A 22,833-nucleotide genomic window follows, 5' to 3' on the forward strand; every position below is an offset into this window, starting at 1 on the left:
CGCTGCGGTCAGGGCCGCTTGGAGCGATCACCACGACCGAAGCCGGGGCGCTGCCCTTCACCCGCCGGCGGACCGCGCCGCTTGGCCGGAGCCGGTTTGTCGCCGCCGGCGCCTTCGGGGCGCTTGCCACGCTTGCGATTCACATCGCTCGGACGCTCGGCAACCGGCGTGCCACGGCCCTGCTCGGCCGGACGCGGCTTGCGCGCCGGCTGCTCGCCACGCGGCTTATCGCCGATGCGCGGCAGGTCGGCTTCACCGGCCGGACGCAGCACACGCGGGCGGCGCTCGCCACGCGCCAGCGGCTTGGCCACCTTGCGCTGCAGACGGTCGATCTTCTCCTTGGCGCGGGCCTTCATCTCCGGCAGCGCGACCGGCGTCAGGCCGACCTCCTGACTGAGGATATCCACCTCGGCCTGCGACATCTCGCGCCAGCGGCCCATCGGCAGATCGGAGGTCATGAACACCGGACCGAAGCGCACCCGCTTCAGCCGGCTGACCACCAGCCCCTGGGATTCCCACAGGCGGCGCACCTCACGGTTGCGGCCTTCCATCACCACGCAGTGATACCAGTGGTTGAAACCTTCGCCGCCGGGTGCTTCCTGAATGTCGGTGAAGCGCGCCGGGCCGTCTTCCAGCATGACGCCGGTCTTCAGGCGCTCGATCATCTCGTCGTCGACTTCGCCGCGCACGCGCACCGCGTATTCGCGATCCATCTCGTAGGACGGATGCATCAGCCGGTTGGCCAGTTCGCCATCGGTGGTGAACAGCAGCAGGCCGGTGGTGTTGATATCCAGCCGGCCGATGTTGATCCAGCGGCCTTCCTTCGGCCGCGGCAGGCGGTCGAATACGGTCGGGCGACCTTCCGGATCGTTGCGGGTGCAGATTTCGCCGTCGGGCTTGTTGTAGATCAGCACGCGCCGTACCACGGCGGCTTCTTCGCGCTTGATCAGGCGGCCATCGACGGCGATCGCGTCGAGCCGGTCCACGCGCTGGCCGAGGCTGGCCACCGCGCCGTTGACCTTGACCCGGCCTTCGCTGATCCATTGTTCGATATCACGTCGCGAAGCCAGCCCCATGCGGGCCAGGACCTTCTGCAGTTTTTCGCCGTGGGCGACGTGAGGGGTGGAATCGTCATGCTCGGTCATTCTGGGCACCTCCCGGTGTGTCAGTTCCGATTGAAAGGGCGCGAATCATACGCGCATCGACGTCCGCACGCACGGTTTGCGCACGGATGCACCGACCGTTCAGCCGAGAGCGGCGAGCGCATCGGCGGTGGCCTGCCGGATACGCGCCCAGTCGCCACCGGCGAGGCTGGCCGCATCGATCATCCAGGTGCCGCCGACGCACATCACATTACCGAGCGCCAGGTACTGCGCGGCGTTGCCCGCGGTGACGCCGCCGGTCGGACAGAAGCGCACGTCGGCGAACGGCCCGCCGAACGCTTTGAGCGCGGCGATACCCCCGCAGACTTCAGCCGGGAACAACTTGAAGCGGCGATAGCCCAGCGCATAGCCCTCCATGATTTCCGTCGCCGTGGCGATACCCGGCAGCACCGGCACCGCACATTGCACGCCGGCCTCCAGCACCTCCCGGCTGGCACCGGGGGTGACCACGAACTGCGCGCCGGCCGCTTCCACCTGATCCATCATGCGGCGGTCGAGCACGGTGCCGGCGCCGATGCACAGCTCGGGACGCTCCTCGCGCAGCCGGCGGATCGCCGTCAGCCCGTGCGCCGAACGCAGGGTAATTTCCAGCGTGCGCAGGCCGCCCGCCGCCAGGGCATCGGCCAGCGGCAGGATCTGTTCCTCGCTGCCGATGGTGATCACCGGCAGGATGCGCGCATTCACGCACAGCTGCTCGATCAGATCGTTCTTCAGTTGCATGGTCATGGGCAATCCTCAGGGCTTCAGGGGCACCAGTAGATCTCCAGCGGTGAATGGATGAACGCGCGGATCGGCATTCGCAGCGCGTCGGCGTTCAAGGCCTGGCGCAGGGTTTCCAGCTTGGCCATGCCCTGGATCGCCAGACACTGCATGCGCGCCGAGGCCAGCAGCGGATAGGTCATGCTCAGGCGCTCGCGCGGCTCGGTCGGCGCGCACATCGCCACGCAGCGATCCGGGCAGTCGGCCCGCAGCGCGTGGTCGAGACGCGCACTGTCGGGGAACAGCGACGCGGTGTGGCCATCGTCGCCCATGCCCAGCACCAGCACGTCGATCGGCTGGCCGAGCTCGGCCAGGCGTCGGTCCGCCAGTCGTGCGGCTTCCTCCAGCGTGGCCGCCGGATGATACAAACCAATGAACTGCGCCACGGCTGCGGCGTTCTGCAACAGATGACGACGCACCAGCCCCTCGTTGCTGGCCGCATCGCTCGGCGGCACCCAACGTTCATCCGCCAGGCTGATCTGCACCCTGGACCAGTCCAGCTCACGGCGCGACAGTTCCTCGAAGAACGGCACCGGGCTGCGCCCGCCGGATACCACCAGGCTGGCCACGCCGTGGGTGCGCACCGCGTAATTCAGCACCTTGGCCGCGTCGTCGGCCATCAGCCGTGCCTGCCCAGCGGCGTCGGCCAGACTGTGGGCAACCACGCCGGTGGGCAGGTCGAGTTCAGAAATCGCCATACCAGGACCTCCCGTCACGAGTAATCAAGGCAATCGAAGCCACCGGCCCCCAGGAGCCGGCAGGATAGAGTTTGAGACTGTCGCCAATACGGGTCCAGCCATCGACCAGCTGATCGCACCATTGCCAGGCGTACTCGACTTCGTCGCGGCGCACGAACAGATTCTGATTGCCCTGCATCACCTCCAGCAGCAACCGCTCGTAGGCGTCCGGGATGCGCGCGCTCTTGTAGGTCTCGGAAAAATTCAGCTGCAGCGGCCCGCTGCGCAGGTGCATGCCCTTGTCCAGGCCCTGCTCCTTGGTCATCACCTGCAGGGAAATGCCCTCGTCCGGCTGCAGGCGGATGATCAGCCGGTTGCTGATCAGCGAGCGCTGCTCGGGCGCGAAGATGTAGAACGGCGGCTCCTTGAAATGGATGACGATCTGCGACAGCTTCTGCGCCATGCGCTTGCCGGTACGCAGGTAGAACGGCACGCCGGACCATCGCCAGTTACAAATGTCGGCGCGCAGGGCGACGAAGGTTTCCGTGCTGCTGGTGGCATTGGAATTCTCTTCCTCCAGATAGCCCGGCACCGGCTTGCCGCCGGCGATCCCGGCCGAATACTGGCCGCGCACCACGCGCTGGCTGAGGATGTCCGGCGTGATCGGCGCCAGCGCCTTGAGCACTTTTACCTTCTCGTCGCGGATGCTGTCGGCGGTGAGGTTGCTCGGCGGGTCCATGGCGATCAGGCAGAGCAGCTGCAGCAGGTGATTCTGGATCATGTCGCGCAACTGGCCAGCCTGGTCGAAGTAGCCCCAGCGCCCTTCGATGCCGACGGTTTCGGCCACGGTGATCTCCACATGCGAGATGTGGTGCTGGTTCCACTGCGTCTCGAACAGGCTGTTGGCGAAACGCAGGGCAATCAGGTTCTGGACGGTTTCCTTGCCCAGGTAATGATCGATCCGATAGATCTGGCTCTCGGCAAAGTACTGCGCGACTGCATCGTTGATCACCCGCGACGACGCCAGGTCATGGCCGATGGGTTTCTCCAGCACCACCCGCGCCTGCGCGGCCAGCCCGGCGCCGGCCAGGTGTTCACAGATCGCGCCGTACACCGCGGCGGGCGTGGCGAAATAGGCGATCAGCGGCAGCCCGGCGCTGACGTTCTGGGCCAGCACGGCGTAATCCTCGCCGCGGCGAAAATCCATGCGCAGACAGCACAGGCGCGCCAGAAAGCGCTGCAGCACGGCATCGTCCAGCTCGTGCGGCGGGATGTAACGGCGCAGGGCCTGATCGATCCGCGCCATCTGCTCATCCGGTTCGCCGCCCTCGCGTGACAGTGCCAGCAGCCGCGTATCGGCGTGCAACAGGGCGGCGCGGTCGAGCTGATAAAGCGCGGGAAACAGCTTGCGCAGCGCCAGATCGCCCAGCGCGCCGAACAGGGCAAAAGTAATGGGTTCAACGTTGATCGCAGGCATAAACGCTCGTGGTCAGTGCAGTGTGGGCTTCGGCGCCGCTCGAATGGCCGGGCACCGGCTCGCGGTCATACGTGCCGCGCGGCAAGGCACCCCTTCAGCAACAGACCGAGATCGTCGCAAAAGACTCGCGAGAATCGGAAAAAATTCTGTTCCGACGATGCACGGTGCCGGACGGCCGCGCCGTCATGGCTTGCGCTTCTTCGCCTTGCCGAGGATTGCGAGGCGCTCGGCCGCCTGTTGCCTGACGGCCTTGCGCTCTTTGTTCTTGAGCTTCTTCCAGCGTTTGATCTCGTCGCGGCTACGACCGCAGCCGACACAGATGTCATCCTTGAGCTTGCACAGATCCACGCAGGGATTGTCCACCTTGTTGCCCACGGCACCTCCAACGCAGGGCGGCCTCGCGTTGCGCAAGGCCGACCGGCGTCAGTGTTGCGTGCTCAACCGATCATTTCCACCAGTACTCCACCTGCACGCCGAAGTTGGAGCCGTGCTGGGCATCACCGAAGGCCCCGCTGTCCGAGAGCGCCGAGCCGGCAGCCATCAGGTTCGCCGCACGCTGGGCGGCGTCGTTCCACTGCGCATAGGTGTAATACAGGCGTACTTCCGGCCGCGCCCAGAACGCCGGGCCGGCCGGCGACCAGGTCGGCGCAACGGTGAATTTGCTCAGCTTGCGCGTGCCGTCGGCGGCGTCGATCTGATCGTGACCGAGCTCGGTCACCAGCTTGAACTGCTCGGTGAAGGCATAGGTCGGACGTACCCCGACCGACCACCAATCCTGGTCGCCGCCGTCGACACGTTTGTCCTTCTGGTAGACCACCTGGAACTGCCCGCCGAAACGGGGCGTCAGCTGCCAGTCGAAATACTCGACCACGCGCCAGCTCTTGGCGCTGTCGTCCAGCGTGACATCGCCGGTGTAGCCGAGCCCGGTCCCCGGGCCTTCACCGTACTGCAGTGCCAGGGTGTTGCTGCCGCCGAGAAAGCCGTCCTGCTTGTGCTGCGCGGTCACCGCCCAGCCGCTGTGGGCGTCCTCGCTGTCGGGCTTGTCGATGTAACTCACGCCGAACTCCAGCTCGCCGCCAGGATTGCTGTCAAAGCCGCCGACGTTGAAGTCGTGGCGATTGATGTAGTCCTTCTGGAACACGCTGTCCTTGCGTGAAAAGGCGTAGCTGTACTTCAGGCCGCCGATCTCCATATCTTCCACGCCGGCACCGGTGGCGCTCTGGTTCCAGTAGTAGAAGTCGGAGATATGGATGTCGTTACGTTTGTAGAAGCGCCGCCCGGCCCACAGCGAGCCGTTGTACAACGCCGGCACCTTGCTCCACTCGGCATAGGCCTGCACCATCCGCGCCCAGCCGTGATCGCCGGTGAATTCCGGGGTGTGGCCGTACTGGTTGTACAGCGCGGCCATGCCTTCCAGGCTGAGCACCGAGCCATCGGCAAAGGTGTAGAGATCCTGACGCAGATCGAGCTCGGCGTACTGCTCGCACTCGTTGCCGAGACGGTACTTGCTCGGCGCGCCGGGCAACTGGAAGCAGGATTGCGTCCCGCCCTCCACCGAATCGCCGACGCCGCTGCGCAGGTAGCCGGAAAACTCCAGCGCCTGACCGCTCAGCGGCAGCACGGCGCACGCCACGGCGGCAGCCAGACTCATTCCTGCGGATATTGTTATTTTCATGTCCACTCCGTTCGCTGTTGTTGTTATTCGTTATCTGCAGGTCAGCACGGCGACAAGCGCTGCCTGGGTCGAGCCGCTGCGCGCGCGTTAGCGGGCAATACCGCTGCGCTCGCGCCCGCTGTACGGCACGCCTCTTTCGCCAGGCGTGCGGCCGTTCGGCAAGGCCTCGATGACACCGAGCCGCCCGCTGCCCGCCGCGCGGGCAGCTCGCTGGTCCAGTCGCTCGCCGGTGTGCGCATCGAACAGCAGCACCTTGTGCGGATCGAACTGCAACTCGAGGGTTTCGCCGGCGCGCGGAGCCTGGTCCGGGGCCAGTCGGCACGACGCCTTGACCTCGTTCAGGCTGAAGAACACCAGGGTGTCCGGCCCGGTGGGCTCGACCACCTCGATCTGGCAGCGCAGCGAGCAGCCGTTGCCCGTACCGTCGGCCAGGCCGATCTGCTCCGGGCGGATGCCGAGAATCACGTCACGCGCGTGCCACTGCTCATCGGCCGGCAGCGCCAGCGGAATTTCACAGCTCGCCTGATCGCTGTTGAGCACGGCGACCCAACGCCCACTCTGCTGGCGCAGCCGCACGGGGACGAAGTTCATCGGCGGCGAGCCGATGAAGCTTGCCACGAACTGGTTGGCCGGGTCGTTGTAGATCTCGTGCGGCGTGCCGAACTGCTGGACGATGCCGTCCTTCATCACCGCGACTTTGTCGCCGAGCGTCATCGCCTCGATCTGATCGTGGGTGACATACACGGTGGTGGTCTTCAAGCGCTGATGCATCAGCTTGATTTCGGTGCGCATCTCCACGCGCAGCTTGGCGTCGAGGTTCGACAGCGGTTCGTCGAACAGGTAGATCTTCGGCCGCCGCGCCAGCGCCCGCCCCATGGCCACGCGCTGCTGCTGGCCGCCGGAGAGCTGCGACGGCTTGCGCTCGAGCAGCGCCTCGATCTGCAGCAGCTTGGCGACCCGCGCCACCTCCTCCTCGATCTGCGCCGCGGGCACCTTGCGCATCTTCAGGCCGAAGGCGATGTTGTCGCGCACGCTCATGGTCGGGTACAGCGCGTAGGACTGGAACACCATGGCGATGTCGCGATCCTTAGGGCTGGCCTGGCTGATGTCCTCGCCGTCGACCAGGATCTCGCCGCCGGTGATGTTCTCCAGCCCGGCGATGCAGTTCATCAGGGTGGATTTGCCGCAACCCGACGGCCCGACGAGGATCAGGAACTCTCCCGCATCGATCTTCAGGGCGATGTTCTTCAGTGTTTCGACCTTGGCGTTGCCGTAGGTTTTCTGGACGTTGCGCAGTTCCAGGGATGCCATGTTGTTGTTCTCCTCAACCCTTGACGGCGCCGGCAGTGAGCCCGCGCAGGAAGTACTTGCCGGCGATCACGTAGACCACCAGCGTGGGCAGGCCGGCGATCATCGCGGCGGCCATGTCGACGTTGTATTGCTTGGCGCCGGTGCTGGTGTTCACCAGGTTGTTCAGCGCCACGGTGACCGGCTGGGTGTCGCCACTGGCGAACACCACGCCGAAGAGGAAGTCGTTCCAGATCTGGGTGAACTGCCAGATCAGGCAAACCATGATGATCGGCACCGACATCGGCAGCAGGATGCGGCCGAAGATGGTGAAGAAGCCGGCGCCATCGAGCCGCGCCGCCCGCACCAGCGCATCCGGCACGCTGACGTAGAAGTTGCGGAAGAACAGCGTGGTGAACGCCAGCCCGTAGACCACGTGCACCAGCACCAGGCCGGCGGTGGTATTGGCCAGGCCGAGCTTGCCGAGGGTGAAGGACGCCGGCAGCAGGATCACCTGGAACGGCAGAAAGCAGCCGAACAGCAACAGGCCGAAGAACAGCTGCGAGCCGCGGAAGCGCCACATCGACAGCACGTAGCCGTTGATGGCGCCCAGCGCGGTGGAAATCAGCACCGCCGGGATGACGATCTTCACCGAGTTCCAGAAGTAGCCGCCGATGCTGTCCCAAGCCGTCAGCCAACCCATGGCGCTGAACGCTTCCGGCCAGCTCAGCAGGTTGCCGGTGCGGATGTCTTCCGGCGTCTTGAAACTGGTCAGCAGCATCACGATCAGCGGTATCAGATAGACGGCGCAGGCCAGCAGCAGCGTGGCGTGGATGGTCAGGCGCCCGAGGGTCAGGCGCGGTTGCGCGAAGTCAGACATGGCGCTTGGTCCTCAGCTCGGAATACAGGTACGGCACGATGATCGCCATCACCGCGCCGAGCATCAGCATGGCGCTCGCCGCCCCCAGGCCCATCTGGCCGCGGGTGAAGGTGTGGGCGTACATGAACATCGCCGGCAGATCGCTGGAGTAGCCCGGCCCGCCAGCGGTCATCGCCGCCACCAGGTCGAAGCTCTTAATCGCGATGTGAGCGAGGATCATCAGTGCGCTGAAGAACACCGGGCGCAGGCTCGGCAGCACGATGCGCAGGTAGATGGTGGGCAGGCTGGCGCCGTCCACCTGGGCGGCGCGGATGATCGACTGATCGACGCTGCGCAGGCCGGCGAGGAACAGCGCCATGACGAAACCCGAGGCCTGCCACACCGCGGCGATCACCAGGCAGTAGATGACCCGGTCCGGGTCCACCAGCCAGTCGAAGCGAAAACCCTCCCAGCCCCAGTCGCGCAGCAGCTTGTCCAGGCCCAGGCCGGGGTTGAGCAGCCACTGCCAGGCGGTGCCGGTGACGATCATCGACAGCGCCATCGGGTACAGGTAGATGGTGCGGATCAGCCCTTCGCGGCGGATGCGCTGGTCCAGCAGTACGGCAAGTACGACGCCGATCACCAGGCTGATGGCGATGAACAGGCCGCCGAAGACCAGCAGGTTCTGGCTGGCGACCCACCAGCGGTCGTTGTCCCACAGGCGCTCGTACTGTTGCAGGCCGGCCCACTTGTAGCTGGGCATGAAGCGCGAGTTGGTGAACGACAGCAGGAAGGTCCAGCCGATGTAGGCGTAGAAGCCGACCAGCACGATCAGCATGCTCGGCGCCAGCACCAGTTTCGGCAGCCAGCGCTGCAGGGCGTCGAGCGGCGAGGCCTTGGCGGGCCTGGCTTGAAGCGCGATGGAGCTCATGGATGTGATCCCTCATGGAAATCCGGGATGTCGTCGTCCGCGGCACATGCCAAGGCATGTACCGGGGACGCACGTTTCGGGAATCGGGCGGCGCTATCCGCCCGTAGCGTTACTGCACGGCCTGGATCGCCGCCGCCAGTTGCTTGGCCGCCTTTTGCGGGTCGGCCTTGGGGTCGTTGAAGAAGTTGGTGACAACGTCGAACACCGCGCCCTGCACATAGCTAGAAGCCGCCATGCCGTGGGCCAGGCTGGGCTGCAGACCGCTGTCCTGTGCGGCCGCCTTGAAGTCCTTCATCGACTGCTGCGCGCAGGCGTCGAACTCGCTCATGTCCATGTCCTGGCGAACCGGGATCGAGCCCTTGTTCTGGTTGAAGAACGTCTGGAACTCCGGCTCCAGCACCGTGCGCGCCAGATCGACTTGGGCCTTGCGGTTTTCCTCGTCGCTGAGCTTGAACATGGCCAGCGAGTCGATGTTGTAGGCGAAGCTGCCCTGGGTGCCGGGGAACGGCAGGCACTGGTAGTCCTTGCCGGCCACCTGGTTGGCGGCGGTGAACTCGCTCTTGGCCCAGTCGCCCATGATCTGCATGCCGGCCTTGCCGTCGATGACCATGCCGGTGGCGCGGTTCCATTCGCGGCCCGCGGCATCGGCATCGATGTAGCCGCGCAGCTTCTTCAGGGCGGCGAACGCCTGGACCATCTTCTCGCCGGTGAGGGTGTCCTCATCCAGTTCGACGAAGGCCTTGTGGTAATCCTCCGGGCCGAGAATGCTCAGCACGAAGTCCTCGAACACGGTGCCGTCCTGCCAGGGCTGGCCGCCGTGGGCGACCGCGATGAAGCCGGCGGCCTTGAGCTTGTCGGCCGCGACGAAGAACTCGTCGAGGGTTTTCGGCGGCGTGGCGCCGGCCTTCTCGAACACCTCTGGGTTGATCCACAGCCAGTTGACCCGATGCACGTTGACCGGCACCGCCACGTAGGAGCCGTCGTACTGCATGATCTTGGTCACTTGCTTGGGCAGCAGCTCTTCCCACTTGTCCGCCTTGGCGGTTTCGTCGAGGTTGGCCAACAGGCCCAGCTCACCCCACTCCTGAATGTCCGGCCCCTTGATCTGCGCGGCGGCCGGCGGATTGCCGGACACGGCACGGGTCTTCAGCACCGTCATGGCCGCCTCGCCGCCGCCACCGGCCACGGCGAAATCACGCCAGCTGTGGCCTTTCTTCTCGACCAGTTTCTGCAGCGTGTCGGCGGCGCGCTTTTCGCCACCGGATGTCCACCAGTGCAGCACCTCGACCTCGCCGGCATGGGCGGCGAGCGGCAGGGCGAGGGAAATGGAAAGAGCGAGGTGATGGAACGCTTTCATGTCTGAGCACCTTCTTGTTTTTATCGGGCAAGGCGTGGTCGCTTGCGTTGATCCGAGTCTATGCGCGCCGCAAGGGGCGCTGGGTAACGAAGGGATAGGCAATGGTCACCGTCTGGTTACAAACCGCGGTGAAATGTCACGCGCCGCGAAAACGGCGCGTTTCAGTCATCGCTCGACGCCTGGCGCGGCAGCGTCAGGGTGACCCGCAGGCCGCCTTCCGGCAGGTTGCGCATGCTCAGCTCGCCACCGTGGGCGTGGGCGATGTTGCGGGCAATGCCCAGCCCCAGGCCGTAGCCCTGCTGCTGGCCGGACAGCCGCACGTGCGGTTCGAACACCTGCTCCAGGCGCTGCTCCGGCACACCCGGCCCCTCATCGTCGACATGCAGCACCAGCAGCTCGGCGCTGTCCTCGAGACGCAGATGGGCACGCCCACCGTACTTCAGCGCGTTGTCCAGCAGGTTGCCGATGCAGCGCTTGAGCGCCAGCGGCTTGCCCGGATACGGCCGTAGCGCGCGGCCGGCGAGCGTCACGCAGTCACGGTCAGTGGCCTGATAAGGCTCGACGATATGTTCGAGCAGCACGTTCAGGTCGACCGCCTCGATGTTCTCGTGGATATCGGTGTCCTTCACGCACTGCAAGGCGCCCTTGACCAGCAGCTCCAGCTCGTCGAGATCGCGACTGAACTTGGCCTGCACGGCTTCGTCGTCGAGCAACTCGACGCGCAGGCGCAAGCGCGTGATGGGCGTGCGCAGGTCATGGGAAATCGCGCTGAACAGCTGGCCACGTTCGCTCAGGTAGCGATTGATGCGCTCGCGCATGCTGTTGAAGGCGCGGCTGACCTCCACCACCTCGCTGGCCCCCACCTCGGCGAGCGGGCGCATCTCCCCGCCCACCGCCATGTCCCGCGCGGCCTTGGCCAGGCGTTTGAGCGGACGGCTCTGCCAGCGCACCAGCAGACCAATGAACAGCAGCAGAAAGACGGTGGTGAGCACGATGAACCACAGCTGCTGCGCCGGCAGCCCCTCGTCTTCCAGGCTGACGTACGGCGCCGGCATCAGCGTGGCGAGGTACAGCCACTCGCCGGGCGCGATCTGGATCTGCGTCACCAGCACCGGAGGCGCCAGGGGCTCGAAACTCAGCGCATAGTGCGCCCAGGAGCGCGGCAGCTCGTCGAGCGCGATGCCGCTGTTGAAGATGCGCAGGTCTTCCGGGCTGACGAACTCAACCGTCAGGTCCACTGCGCTGCCGAGGCGTTGACGCAGCACCCGATCGACTTCGCCGAGCACCAGCCGCTTGCGCGGCGTTTCGGGCAGGATCTGCATCTGCAGCGGCCGGTCGTTGAGCGAGACGAAGAAACGCGTGCCGCCCATGCTGCGCAGCTGATCGAGCACCAGCGGCCGATACCCCAGCGGCAGCGAACGGAAGTAGCCGACGCTGGCGGCCATCGACTGCGCCAGGCTGCGCGCCGTGGTGATCAGCCCTTCGGTCTGACTGGCGCGCAGCTGCGACAGCCAGATCAGGCTCGACAGCCCCTGAGCGAGCAATACCGCCAGCAGCGTCAGCGCCAGCATGCGCCCCAGCAGCGAGCGCGGCACCGGCAACAACCGGCGCCGCCCGGTACGCAGGTTCATGATTGCGACGTCACCTGGGCCGCCAGCAGATACCCGCAGCCACGCACGGTACGGATCAGCCGCGGCGACTTGCCGGTATCGCGCAGGCGCTGGCGCAGGCGACTGACCGCCATGTCGACGATGCGCTCCAGTGGCATCACCTCGCGGCCGCGGGTGGCGTTGGCGATGGTGTCGCGGTCGAGAATCTGCTGCGGGTGGTCGAGAAACAGTTTGAGCAGGGCGAAGTCGGCGCCGGAGAGGAACACCTCCTCGCCATCGGCGTGGAACAGGCGATGGCTGACCATGTCGAGCCGCCAGTCATCGAAGGCCAGCACATCGCTGCCGCGCTCCTGAGCGAAGCTCACCCGGCGCAGCAGCGCCTTGATCCGCGCCAGCAATTCTCGCGGGCTGAATGGCTTGCCGAGATAATCGTCGGCGCCGAGTTCCAGGCCGATCACCCGGTCAGCTTCGTCGGAGCTGGCGGTGAGCATGATGATCGGCATCGACGCCAGGCGTTCGTGTTCGCGCACCCAGCGACAGAGGCTGAAACCATCCTCGTCGGGCAGCATCACGTCGAGGATCACCAGATCCGCCGGCTGCTCACACAGCGCCTGGCGGAACGCGGCGCCATCGGCCACGGTACGCACCTGGAAGCCGGAGCGGCTGAGGTAGGCCTGTAGAAGCTCGCGAATTTCCTGATCGTCATCGACCAGCAGCAGCTGTTTTCCCGTCTGGCTCACATCGCATCCCTTTTCTTGTTGTTATCCGGTCACCCGGCTGCGTCCCTGGTGCCGCGCCTCAGGCGCCCTCCAACAGCGGTTGCAGGGCGACGCCGGCACCTTCCAGCCCCGGATACGGAGCGGTCACCAGCCATACCGGCAGCTGATCGAAATAGCCGCTCATGCGCCCCTTGTCCCGCAGGCTCTGCTGGAAATCGCTGGCGAGGAAGAACTCGGCGAAGCGTGGCACCACCCCACCGACGATGTACACCCCGCCCCGCGCGCCCAGGGTCAGCACGTTGTCGCCGGCCACGCGCCCGAGCCAGCGGCAGAACTGCTGCAGCACCTCGACCGCATAGGGCTCGCCCGCCAGTGCAGCGGCGGTGACCGCCGCCGGCGAATCGACCGTCACCGCGCGGCCATCCAGTCCGCAGCTGGCGCGGTACAACGCCAGCAGCCCCGGCCCGCTGAGCACCGCTTCGGCATTCACGTGACCGAGCTGGCGATGCAGATGAGCCCAGATCGCGGCCTCACGCTCGCTGCCAACCGGCAGGCAGATGTGCCCGCCCTCGCCCGGCAGCGCCCGCCAGCCGCCGCCCTGCAATGGCAACAGCGTGGCGACGCCCAGGCCCGTGCCAGGCCCTATGACCAGACGCGGCCGGCCGGGTTCGGGCTCGCCTGGGCAAACCGTGATGCGTTCGCCCTCGTGCAGGCGCGTCATGCCCAGCGCCATGGCGGTGAAGTCGTTGATCAGCAGCAGCTGCGCAAGCCCGAGGTCCGCACAGAACGCCGCGCGGCTGAGTTGCCAATGGTTGTTGGTGAAACGGAACACGTCGCCGCCCACCGGCCCGGCGCATGCCAGGCAGACCGCCTCGAGCGTTTCCAGCGGCTGACCGACCGCCGCCAGATAGGCGCGGATCGCCAGCTCCGGGCAGGCGTAATCTGCCGTGGGCAGCACGCGGACCTGCTCGACGCGCTGATCGCGCCAGAGGGCGAAGCGCGCATTGGTACCGCCGATATCGCCGACCAGTGCCGTCTTCACTGCAACGCCTCCAGCCCGGTGGTGAACGCGCTGGCGCCCTGCTCCGCGCTGCTGAACGCCGCGCGCATGAAGCCGAACAGCTCACGGCCGCAGCCGATGCCCAGGTCTTCCGGGCGCGTGGCCGGCTTGCGCGCCGCCCATTCGAGCGGTTCGACCAGCACGCGCAGCACGCCGGTTTCGCCATCGACGCGGATGATGTCGCCATCGCGCACCCGCGCCAGCGGCCCACCGTCCAGCGCCTCCGGGCAGACATGGATGGCCGCCGGCACCTTGCCGGAGGCGCCGGACATGCGCCCGTCGGTGACCAGCGCCACCTTGTAGCCACGGTCCTGCAGCACGCCGAGGAACGGCGTCAGCTTGTGCAGTTCCGGCATGCCGTTGGCCTTCGGCCCCTGGAAGCGCACCACGGCGACGAAATCACGCTCCAGCTCGCCTGCCTTGAATGCCGCGGCCAGCTCGCTCTGATCGATGAACACCCGCGCCGGCGCCTCGACCACGCGATGCTCCGGCGCCACGGCGGAAATCTTGGTCACGCCGCGCCCGAGGTTGCCCTCCAGCACGCGCAGTCCGCCTTCGGGCGAGAACGGCCGCATGGCCGGACGCAGGATGTTCTCGTCCAGACTCTGCTCCGGGCCGTCGCGCCAGACCAGCTTGTCACCGTCGAGGAACGGCTCCTGAATGTAGCGTCGCAGGCCCTTGCCGACGACGGTATGCACGTCCTCGTGCAACAGCCCGGCGTCGAGCAGCGTGCGCACCATGAACGGCACCCCGCCACAGGCGTGGAAATGGTTCACGTCGGCCTGGCCGTTGGGGTAGACCTTGGCCAGCGTCGGCACCACCTCGGACAGGTCGGCCATGTCCTGCCAGGTCAGCTGGATGCCGGCGGCGCGGGCGAATGCCGGGATGTGCAGGGTGTGATTGGTCGAGCCGCCGGTGGCGTTGAGCGCGACTACCGAGTTGACGATGGCCTTCTCGTCGACGATCCGGCACAGCGGCGTGTAGCTGCCGCCCTGATGCGTCAGGCGGACGACCTGCCGCGCTGCCTCGCGGGTCAGCGCATCGCGCAGCGGCGTGTACGGATTGACGAACGACGAGCCCGGCAGGTGCAGGCCCATGATCTCCATGACCACCTGATTGGTGTTGGCGGTGCCGTAGAAGGTGCAGGTGCCGGGGCTGTGGTAGGACTTCATCTCCGACTCCAGCAGCTCCTCGCGACTGGCCTTGCCCTCGGCGTAGCGCTGGCGCACTTCGGCCTTTTCCTTGTTGGGAATGCCCGACGGCATCGGCCCACCGGGCACGAAAATCGTCGGCAGATGGCCGAAGCGCAGCGCGCCGATCATCAGCCCGGGAACGATCTTGTCGCAGATGCCGAGCAGCAGCGCGGCATCGAACATATTGTGCGACAGAGCCACCGCGGTGCTCATGGCGATCACCTCGCGGCTGGCTAGGCTCATCTCCATGCCCGCCTCGCCCTGGGTCACGCCATCGCACATCGCCGGCACGCCACCGGCGAACTGGCCGACCGAACCGACCTCACGCAGTGCCTGCTTGATCAGCTCGGGAAAGTGCTCGTAGGGCTGATGCGCGGAGAGCATGTCGTTATAGGCCGAGACGATGGCCACGTTGGCCTCGTTCATCAGGCGCAGGCGCTGCTTGTCTTCGCTCGAAGCACAACCGGCGACGCCGTGGGCGAAGTTGGCGCACTGCAGCTTGCCGCGCTGCGGACCTTCGCTGGCCGCCGCGGCCATCATCGCCAGATAGCGTTCGCGGGTCTTGCGACTGCGCTCCACCAGGCGCTCGGTGACCTGTTGAACTCGTGGATGCATGTCTTACTCCCGTTGCGAATTGAGGATTCCGACAACCATAAACCATCCGAGGCGGGTTGAAGTTCCGAGGCGATGGGAAGGTGAGTGCTTAGGCACGGAAGAACGGGTTCTTCGCACTTGGTTGTCTTAGGGCCGACGCCGAACGCAAGCGCCCACGACCGACGCCGGAGCGATCCCGCCGGTTCGCTTCCGGGTCGCGCGGATTCGACGACGTTTTGCCCGCCATCGCCGCATGCGTCACACTTGCGCCCTTCGAGGGCCCGGCCCCTTTCCACAGTCGAATCCAACGCATGACCCGCTCCCCCGTTCGCCGTCTGATCTTCTCCGCGCTGCGCCGCCTGCTGTACCTCTGGGTGCGTTCGGAAACCATCAACCAGTCCGCCTTCACCCTCAAGCTCGATCGCAGCAAGCCGGTGTTCTACGTGCTGCAACAGGCGTCGCTGAGCGATCTGGCGGTGCTCGACGTCGAGTGCGCCAAGGCCGGGCTGCCGCGCCCGGTGGCCGATGTGGCGGTGGGCGAGCATGTCGAGCCGGCGGCGTTCTTCTTTCTCAACCCGGCGGCGAGCTGGTTCGGCCGGCGTTCCCGGCTGGTCGCCCCGCCGACCCTGGTGCGGCTGGTCGGCGCGCTGGAGCACAACGCGGTGGAGAACGCGCAGATCATCCCGGTCAGCGTGTTCTGGGGGCAGTCGCCGAACCGCGAGACCAGCGCCTGGAAGCTACTGTTCGCCGACAGCTGGGCGGTCACCGGGCGCCTGCGCAAGCTGCTCAGCATCCTGGTGCTGGGGCGCAAGACGCGCGTGCAGTTCTCCGCGCCGATCCAGCTCAACGAGCTGGTGGCGCAGAACAAGGGCCACGAGCGTACCCTGCGCATGGTGCACCGCATGCTGCGCGTGCACTTTCGCAATCAGAAGACCGCGGTAATCGGCCCGGACCTGTCGCACCGGCGCAACCTGGTCAAGGGGCTGGTGCATGGCCCGCAGGTGCGCGAGGCGATCCGCGAGGAAGCCGCGCGCGAGAACATCGCCCTCGACAAGGCCGAAGCCCGCGCACTGCGCTACGCCAACGAGATCGCCTCGGACTACGCCTACACCGCCGTGCGCTTTCTCGAAGTGGTGCTGTCCTGGTTCTGGAACAAGATCTACGACGGCATCCGCGTCAGCCATATCGAGCCGCTGCAGGACGCCGTGCGCGGCTACGAGGTGATCTATGTGCCCTGCCATCGCAGCCACATCGACTACCTGCTGCTGTCCTACCTGCTGTTTCGCAACGGCCTGACGCCGCCGCACATCGCCGCCGGCATCAACCTCAACATGCCGGTGATCGGCGGCCTGCTGCGCCGCGGCGGCGCCTTCTTCATGCGCCGTTCGTTCAAGGGCAACCCGCTGTACACCGCGGTGTTCAACGAATACCTGCACACGCTGTTCAGCCGCGGCTTTCCGGTGGAGTACTTCGTCGAGGGCGGCCGCTCGCGTACCGGCCGCATGCTGCGACCGAAGACCGGCATGCTGGCGCTGACCCTGCGCAGCTACCTGCGCTCCTCGCGCCTGCCGATCCTCTTCGTGCCGGTGTATGTCGGCTACGAGCGCGTGCTGGAGGGCCGCACCTACCTGGGCGAGCTGCGCGGCGCGGCGAAGAAGAAGGAATCGATCTTCGACATCTTCAAGGTCATCGGTGCGCTCAGGCAGCGCTTCGGCCAGGTCTGGGTCAATTTCGGCGAACCGCTCAAGCTCAACGAATTTCTCGATCAGGAACAACCGGGCTGGCGCCAGCAGAACCATGCGCCGGAGTTTCGCCCCGACTGGCTCAACGCGACGACCAACCGTCTGGCCGAGCGTATCGCCCAGCGCCTGAACGAGGCGGCGGCGGTCAATCCGGTGAATCTGGTGGCGCTGGCGATGCTTTCCACCAGCCGTCAGGCGCTGGATCGCCGTTCGCTGGCGCGGATTCTCGATCTCTACCAGCGGCTGCTGCGCGCGGTGCCCTACTCGCCGCACACCACGCTGCCGGAGGGCGATGGCGAAGCGCTGATCGCCTACGTGCAGAGCCTCGAGCTGATCGCCGAACAGAAGGATGCGCTGGGCGACATCCTCTATCTGGACGAGCAGAACGCGGTACTGATGACCTACTACCGCAACAACGTGATGCACATCTTCGCCCTGCCGGCACTGCTGGCGAGCTTCTTCCAGAGCAGTTCGCGCATCAGCCGCGCGCAGATCCTGAGCTACAGCGAGGCGCTCTATCCGTATCTGCGCGCCGAGCTGTTCATGCGCTGGGAAGTGGAAGAACTCGCGGCGGTGATCGACCAGTGGCTGGCGGCGTTCGTCGAGCAGGGGCTGCTCAAGGTGGACGGCGAGAATTACGTGCGCCCGGCGCCGAGTTCGCGGCAGTTCGTCCTGCTCACGCTGCTCTCGCGGGTGATCGTGCAGACGTTGCAGCGCTTCTACATGGCCACCTCGCTGCTACTCAACAGCGGCCAGCACAGCCTGAGCGCCGAGGAGCTGGAAAACCTCTGCACGGTCATGGCCCAGCGCCTGTCGATCCTGCACGGGCTGAACGCGCCGGAGTTCTTCGACAAGAGCCTGTTCCGCCACTTCATCCAGGGGCTGCTGGAGCAGAACGTGCTCAGCGCCGATGCCAGCGGCAAACTCGGCTACCACGACGACCTCGGCGAGGTGGCCGAAGGCGTGGCCAAGCGCGTGCTGCCGGCGGAGCTGCGCCTGTCGATTCGCCAGGTCGCGCTGGAACGCCACGAGGACGAGACGGCGCAACAGCCGGATGCCGATCAGCGCGACTAGCTCAGTCGCGGCGCTCCAGCAGGCTGGCGTCGATCTGATCCAGGCGGTTGACGCCGCACAGCGCCATCGCCGTGGCCAGTTCGGCCTGCAGGCTGGCCAGCAGTTGCATCACCGCCGCCTCGCCGCCGGCCGCCAGCGCCCAGGCCCAGGGGCGGCCGATCAGCACGCCCTGCGCACCCAGGGCGAGCGCGCGGAGCAGGTCGACACCGCTGCGAATGCCACCATCGAGCAGAATCGGCAGCTGCCCGCCGAGTGCCGCGGCGACCGCCGGCAGCTGATGAATGGTCGAAGCCACGCCGTCCAGCTGTCGGCCGCCGTGATTGGAAACGACGATCCCATCGACGCCGCAATCGAGCGCACGCAAGGCGTCGTCCGCCTCCATGACGCCCTTGAGCACCAGCCGCCCCGGCCATTGCGCGCGCAGCCAGCGGATATCGTCCCAACTCACGCGCGGGTCGAACTGCGCATCCAGCCAGGCCTTGAAGGCGCGCAGGTCGCTGGGGTCGGCCACGCGGTCGCTGAGGTTGCCGAAGTGATGCGGCTTGCCGCGAATCCCCACGTCCAGCAGCCAGCCAGGACGCTGCGCCAGCTGCGTGGCCTTGGCGAGCCGACCGCGCCAGCTGGCGTCGAGCATGCCGTTGCGTATGTCGCGCCGACGAATCCCCGCAACCGGCAGATCGACGGTGAACAGCAGCGTGTCGCAGCCGTTGCGGCGTGCCTGCTGCAACAACCCCAGCACCGCATCGCGGTCACGCAGCATGTAAAGCTGGAACCAGCACTTCTGCGCAGTCGCCGCATGCACCTCGGCCAGCGCGCAGATCCCCACCGTGGACAGACTGAACGGCACGCCGACCGCCGCCGCTGCCCGCGCCGCCTGCACTTCGCCGCGGCGCGCATAGAGGCCGGCCATGCCCAGCGGGGCCAGCGCCAGCGGCATGCTGGCGGCCTGACCGAGCAGTTCGCAGCGGGTGTCGAGGTTGTCCACGTCGCGCAGTACGCGCTGACGCAGGTTGAGGCGCTGCAAATCCTCGCAGTTGGCGCGCAGGGTCTGCTCGTCGTTCGCGCCGCCGTCGATGTAATCGAACAGAAAGCGCGGCAGGCGCTGCCGGGCCAGGCGCCGGTAGTCGGCGCAGCTGGCGGCCAGACGATAGGACGCAAGGGTCATGGCGTGCTCCTCAACCGGTCACCCGCCGCCACAGCGCCCGGCTCACCACGCGCAGCTTGTCGCGCGGGGTGAAGCGCTTGAGTGTGGCCTTGACCACGCCCTCGGTGAAGCGCGTGCGCTTGCTGTAGTCGATATGCACGTCCACCAGCACCGGCCTGCCCTCGCCGGCCAGCGTCATCGCCCGGGTGATGCCGTCGGCACACTGCTCGTTACTCTCGATGGCGACGAACGCCGCGCCGGTGGTTTCGGCCAGCGCGGCCAGGTTGAGCGGCCGCAGCACGGTGCAGGTCTTGCGGTTATAGGGAATCTCCTGCGCCTGGGCGATCTGCGACAGCTCACCATCGTTGAACACGAACAGCACCAGATCGAGCCCCAGGCTGCTGGCAGTGACCAGTTCCAGGCCGGTCATGCGCAGCGCGCCGTCGCCGACCACGCCCACCACCTGGCGCTGCGGATTGGCCAGCTTGGCACCGATCATGCCCGGCACGCAGTAGCCCATCGCATTGAAGTCGCTGGGCGAGATGAAGCCGCGCGCGGCGTGGATCGGCATCAGCTCGGCCAGCAGAAAGGTGTGGTTGCCATCGTCGGCGACCACGATCGCCTGGTCGCTGAGCTGCGCGCGCAGTGCCTGGCAGAACACCGCCGGATTCACCCGCCCGTGGCTGTCGTGCTGCAGCCACTCCTTGACGTACGCAGCCTTGTCGGCGGCGATCCGTTGCGCCAGCTCGCTGCGCGGCGGCGCGCTGCGCATGGCGCGGACCTCGGCCAGCAGCGCCGGAATTAGCTGCTCGGCCGCGCCGGCCAGGGCGACGCGCGCGGGGTAGTTGGCGCCGAACACCTGCGGGTTGATGTCCAGGTGAATCAGCTTCGCCGGCACCGGCATGCTGTAGCTGCCGGTGGGGATTTCCGCGAAGCGCGTGCCCACCGCGAGCAGGCAGTCGCAATCGGCGAAGGCATTGGCCGCAGCCGGCACCGCGTAATCGCCGAAGCCCATGCCCACATGCAGCGGATGCGTGGCCGGAAAGGCGCTGAGCCCCTGCAGCGTGGTGCACACCGGCGCGGCGAGCAGTTCGGCCAGCTGGATCAGCTCGGCCTGCGCGCCCATCGCGCCCCAGCCGAGAAACAGCCCGGGCTTGCGCGCGTCGACCAGCAATCGCGCGGCCTGGCGCAGCAGCGCCGGATCGAGCTGCGGGGCCGGTGGTTCGGCGGTGAAGGCCGGCATCTCCTCCACCTCGCCGAGGAAGTTGCCGATGTTGTACGGCAGCTCGACGAACACCGGGCCCGGCTCGCCAGTGGTGGCGATGCGATAGGCCTCATACAGCGTGGGAATCACCTCGGCGTGACTGAGGATGCGAAAGCTCGCCTTGGTGATCGGCGCCAGCAGCGCGTGCTGGTCGATGTCATGCAACTGGAACTGCCGACCGCTTTCGCTGTGGATGCCGCCGGAAAGGATCAACATGGGAATGCCGTCCAGCCCTGCTTCGCCGATGCCGCTGGCCGCATGGGTGACGCCGGCGGCGGGCACGATCACCAGCGTGCCGATGCTCGAGCCGGTGCGGCTGAACGCATCGGCCATGAAGGCCGCGCCGCATTCGTGCGTCACCAGCACCGGCTGGATGCTTGGCGAGGCGTTCAGCTCGTCGTACAGCTCGGTGTTGTGCACGCCCGGAATGCCGAAGGTGTGGCTGACGCCCAGCTGTTCCAGGGCAAAGCGTGCGAGTGCGGCGCCGGTCTTCTTCATGGTGGTTCTCCTTGTTCTTATGCTTGTTCTTATATGTCAGGCGTCGCCGGCGATGGTCTGCGCGGCGCGACGACCGTTGAGGATGCAGTTGGAGAGAAAGGTGCCTTCCAGCGAACGGATGCCGCTGATGCCACCGCCGCCGAAGCCGGCTGCCTCGCCGGCCGCATACAGGCCGGGCACGGGCTCGCCGTGGCCATCGAGCACCCGTGAATGCAGGTCGGTGAGCATCCCGCCCATGCTCTTGCGGCTGATCAGCCGGGTGCGGATGGCGATCAGCGGGCCGCTGCCGGCATCGTGGATCGGTCGTGGCGCGCAGGTGCGGACCCGGTCGCCGCGCCACTGGCGCAACTGCTGCAGGCGGCGCAGCTGTTCGTCGTTGTACAGCGCCGGACCACGACGGATGCCGGCGTCGTAGCGCGCCAGCGTGGCCGCCAGCAGGTCCTGGTCGAGTCGGCCGTCACCAGCCAGCGCAGCCATCTTCGCGGCCAGTTGCGGCAGCGTGTCGGCGGCCAGCACATCCGGGCAACGCTCGACCATCCAGCGCACCAGCTCGCGGTTGCCGGTGGCGAGCTGCCAGAGCAGCGGCAACAGCCTGCGGTCGCGAAAATGCGGGTTGCTGTCGGTGCCGGAAATCGCCAGCTCCTTGATCGCGATGCGCCAGTTGAGCAGCTGCCAGCCGTACTGGCCGGGCAAGTGGCCGATGCGCTTGCACTGGTCATGGGTATCGAAACCACCTACCAGCGGCTGCGGGCCGATGCGTTGGCCGCGGGCATCGAGCCACAGCGCCGAGCGCGAGGGAATCAGGCTCAGCCCATGCTGCGGATACTGCGGCTCGGGATGGGCGATGCCGGCGGCGTAGTTCCACATCCGTCCGAGCTTGACCACCTGGCCACCGGCCGCCTGCACTTGCGCATGCAGTTCGCCGTCGGCGCGCGGGTCGGTGCCGTTGAGGATGTTCTCCGGGTACGGGCCGTACAGCGGGTCCCAGTGCTGGCGGACCTTGGCCAGGTCGCCATTGATGCCGCCGCTGCACAGCACCACATGCTCGGCGTCGATGCGAAACTCGCCCGCGTCGCTGCGGCCGTGGCAGCCCACCACGGCCCCGTTGCGCGTTTCCAGGCCTAGCACGCGATGCTCGAACAGGCAGCTCAGGCCAGTATGCTCGAACATCCGCCGCGCCAGCGTCTGCGCCACGCCGCGGCCGCAGCCCCAGGCGACGTGATAGCGCGGCAGCGCGTTGCCGTCACCGAAATTGCCGCGCTCGACCCACTGCACCGCCGGGAAGAAGCTCACGCCGCGCTGGCGCAGCCAGTCGTAGATGTCCGCCTTGTTGCGCTCGGCATAGTGCTCGGCCCAGCGCCGCCCCCAGTGGTCGTCGGCGTCGAAGGCGGCTACCCGTAGCCAGTCCTCCAGCAGCAGCTCGGGCGAATCCTGCACCTTGTTGCGCCGCTGTTCCGGCGTGCCGCAGAGCAACATGCCACCGAACGCATCGTTGGCCTGACCGCCGCACTGACTGCGCGGCGCGGCGTCCAGCAGCAGCACCTGGCAGCCACGTTCGAGCAGTTCCAGCGCCGTGCTGATGCCGGCCAGCCCCGCGCCGATCACCAGGGTTTCACAACGATGATGCGTAGGCTGCATGTCCGGCCTCCTGGCAGAAGTGCGATTCGATGCCCCCAGCCTAGGCAAGCGCCGCGTCGGCAGCCTGACTTTTCACGAATGCCTGGTTGACATATTGCGAATCCACGCCCGC

18 protein-coding genes are annotated in these 22,833 nt (G+C 66.8%); 1 reads left to right on the plus strand and 17 read right to left on the minus strand.

Annotation, left to right across the window (positions count from 1 at the left end):
* Nucleotides 1-8: 8 nt before the first annotated feature.
* The 14 genes from rluB to edd form a co-directional block, all read right to left on the minus strand.
* Nucleotides 9-1,145 carry a 23S rRNA pseudouridine(2605) synthase RluB gene (gene rluB, locus HU825_RS16985; protein WP_138300138.1) on the minus strand — a complete coding sequence of 379 codons (1,137 nt, stop codon included), beginning with the start codon at nt 1,143-1,145 and terminating at the stop codon, nt 9-11.
* A 99-nt stretch (nt 1,146-1,244) separates the two neighbouring features.
* Nucleotides 1,245-1,889 (minus strand): bifunctional 4-hydroxy-2-oxoglutarate aldolase/2-dehydro-3-deoxy-phosphogluconate aldolase, encoded by a 645-nt coding sequence (locus HU825_RS16990; protein WP_234302536.1) that lies wholly within the window; start codon nt 1,887-1,889, stop codon nt 1,245-1,247.
* A 17-nt stretch (nt 1,890-1,906) separates the two neighbouring features.
* A complete protein-coding gene (pgl, locus tag HU825_RS16995) occupies nt 1,907-2,620 on the minus strand; it encodes a 6-phosphogluconolactonase (RefSeq protein WP_043297206.1) in 714 nt (237 codons plus the stop codon).
* Complete coding sequence (gene zwf, locus HU825_RS17000) at nt 2,607-4,076, minus strand: glucose-6-phosphate dehydrogenase (protein WP_077682979.1); 1,470 nt, start codon at nt 4,074-4,076, stop codon at nt 2,607-2,609. Before zwf ends, pgl begins: the two co-directional genes overlap by 14 nt.
* 183 nt (nt 4,077-4,259) lie before the next feature.
* On the minus strand, nt 4,260-4,451 hold the full coding sequence (locus HU825_RS17005; protein ID WP_077682978.1) for a DUF1289 domain-containing protein: 192 nt from the start codon (nt 4,449-4,451) through the stop codon (nt 4,260-4,262).
* A 70-nt stretch (nt 4,452-4,521) separates the two neighbouring features.
* Nucleotides 4,522-5,727 carry a maltoporin gene (locus HU825_RS17010; protein WP_370518337.1) on the minus strand — a complete coding sequence of 402 codons (1,206 nt, stop codon included), beginning with the start codon at nt 5,725-5,727 and terminating at the stop codon, nt 4,522-4,524.
* Between the two features lie 111 nt (nt 5,728-5,838).
* Nucleotides 5,839-7,062, minus strand: a complete 1,224-nt coding sequence (locus HU825_RS17015; RefSeq protein ID WP_054093273.1) for an ABC transporter ATP-binding protein — start codon at nt 7,060-7,062, stop codon at nt 5,839-5,841.
* A gap of 13 nt (nt 7,063-7,075) precedes the next feature.
* Complete coding sequence (locus HU825_RS17020; protein ID WP_043297211.1) at nt 7,076-7,918, minus strand: carbohydrate ABC transporter permease; 843 nt, start codon at nt 7,916-7,918, stop codon at nt 7,076-7,078.
* Entirely contained in the window at nt 7,911-8,828 is a 918-nt protein-coding gene (locus HU825_RS17025) for a carbohydrate ABC transporter permease (protein WP_043297212.1), read from the minus strand. Before HU825_RS17025 ends, HU825_RS17020 begins: the two co-directional genes overlap by 8 nt.
* Nucleotides 8,829-8,937: 109 nt before the next feature.
* The gene (locus HU825_RS17030; protein WP_234302538.1) at nt 8,938-10,185 is read right to left on the minus strand and encodes an ABC transporter substrate-binding protein; all 1,248 of its coding nucleotides are present in this window, start codon (nt 10,183-10,185) and stop codon (nt 8,938-8,940) included.
* Nucleotides 10,186-10,346: 161 nt separating this feature from the next.
* Complete coding sequence (locus tag HU825_RS17035; protein WP_234303416.1) at nt 10,347-11,780, minus strand: ATP-binding protein; 1,434 nt, start codon at nt 11,778-11,780, stop codon at nt 10,347-10,349.
* Between the two features lie 32 nt (nt 11,781-11,812).
* A complete protein-coding gene (locus tag HU825_RS17040; RefSeq protein WP_008570338.1) occupies nt 11,813-12,535 on the minus strand; it encodes a response regulator in 723 nt (240 codons plus the stop codon).
* Between the two features lie 58 nt (nt 12,536-12,593).
* Nucleotides 12,594-13,556 carry a glucokinase gene (locus HU825_RS17045; RefSeq protein WP_008570339.1) on the minus strand — a complete coding sequence of 321 codons (963 nt, stop codon included), beginning with the start codon at nt 13,554-13,556 and terminating at the stop codon, nt 12,594-12,596.
* A complete protein-coding gene (gene edd, locus HU825_RS17050) occupies nt 13,553-15,382 on the minus strand; it encodes a phosphogluconate dehydratase (protein ID WP_043297217.1) in 1,830 nt (609 codons plus the stop codon). Before edd ends, HU825_RS17045 begins: the two co-directional genes overlap by 4 nt.
* Before the next feature lie 290 nt (nt 15,383-15,672).
* On the opposite strand from edd, the gene plsB reads away from it, so the two are divergent.
* Nucleotides 15,673-18,177 carry a glycerol-3-phosphate 1-O-acyltransferase PlsB gene (plsB, locus tag HU825_RS17055; protein WP_234302539.1) on the plus strand — a complete coding sequence of 835 codons (2,505 nt, stop codon included), beginning with the start codon at nt 15,673-15,675 and terminating at the stop codon, nt 18,175-18,177.
* Nucleotide 18,178: 1 nt separating this feature from the next.
* Here plsB and HU825_RS17060 read toward each other — a convergent pair whose 3' ends face one another.
* From HU825_RS17060 to HU825_RS17070, 3 genes are read right to left on the minus strand one after another with little or no spacing between them, the layout of a single operon-like run.
* Nucleotides 18,179-19,342 carry an L-lactate dehydrogenase gene (locus tag HU825_RS17060; RefSeq protein WP_234302540.1) on the minus strand — a complete coding sequence of 388 codons (1,164 nt, stop codon included), beginning with the start codon at nt 19,340-19,342 and terminating at the stop codon, nt 18,179-18,181.
* Between the two features lie 10 nt (nt 19,343-19,352).
* Nucleotides 19,353-21,083 (minus strand): thiamine pyrophosphate-binding protein, encoded by a 1,731-nt coding sequence (locus HU825_RS17065; RefSeq protein ID WP_234302541.1) that lies wholly within the window; start codon nt 21,081-21,083, stop codon nt 19,353-19,355.
* A gap of 36 nt (nt 21,084-21,119) precedes the next feature.
* Entirely contained in the window at nt 21,120-22,721 is a 1,602-nt protein-coding gene (locus HU825_RS17070; RefSeq protein ID WP_234302542.1) for an FAD-dependent oxidoreductase, read from the minus strand.
* Nucleotides 22,722-22,833 lie beyond the last annotated feature (112 nt).

This window comes from Pseudomonas phenolilytica (genome assembly GCF_021432765.1).
Taxonomy (GTDB): Bacteria; Pseudomonadota; Gammaproteobacteria; order Pseudomonadales; family Pseudomonadaceae; genus Stutzerimonas; species Stutzerimonas phenolilytica.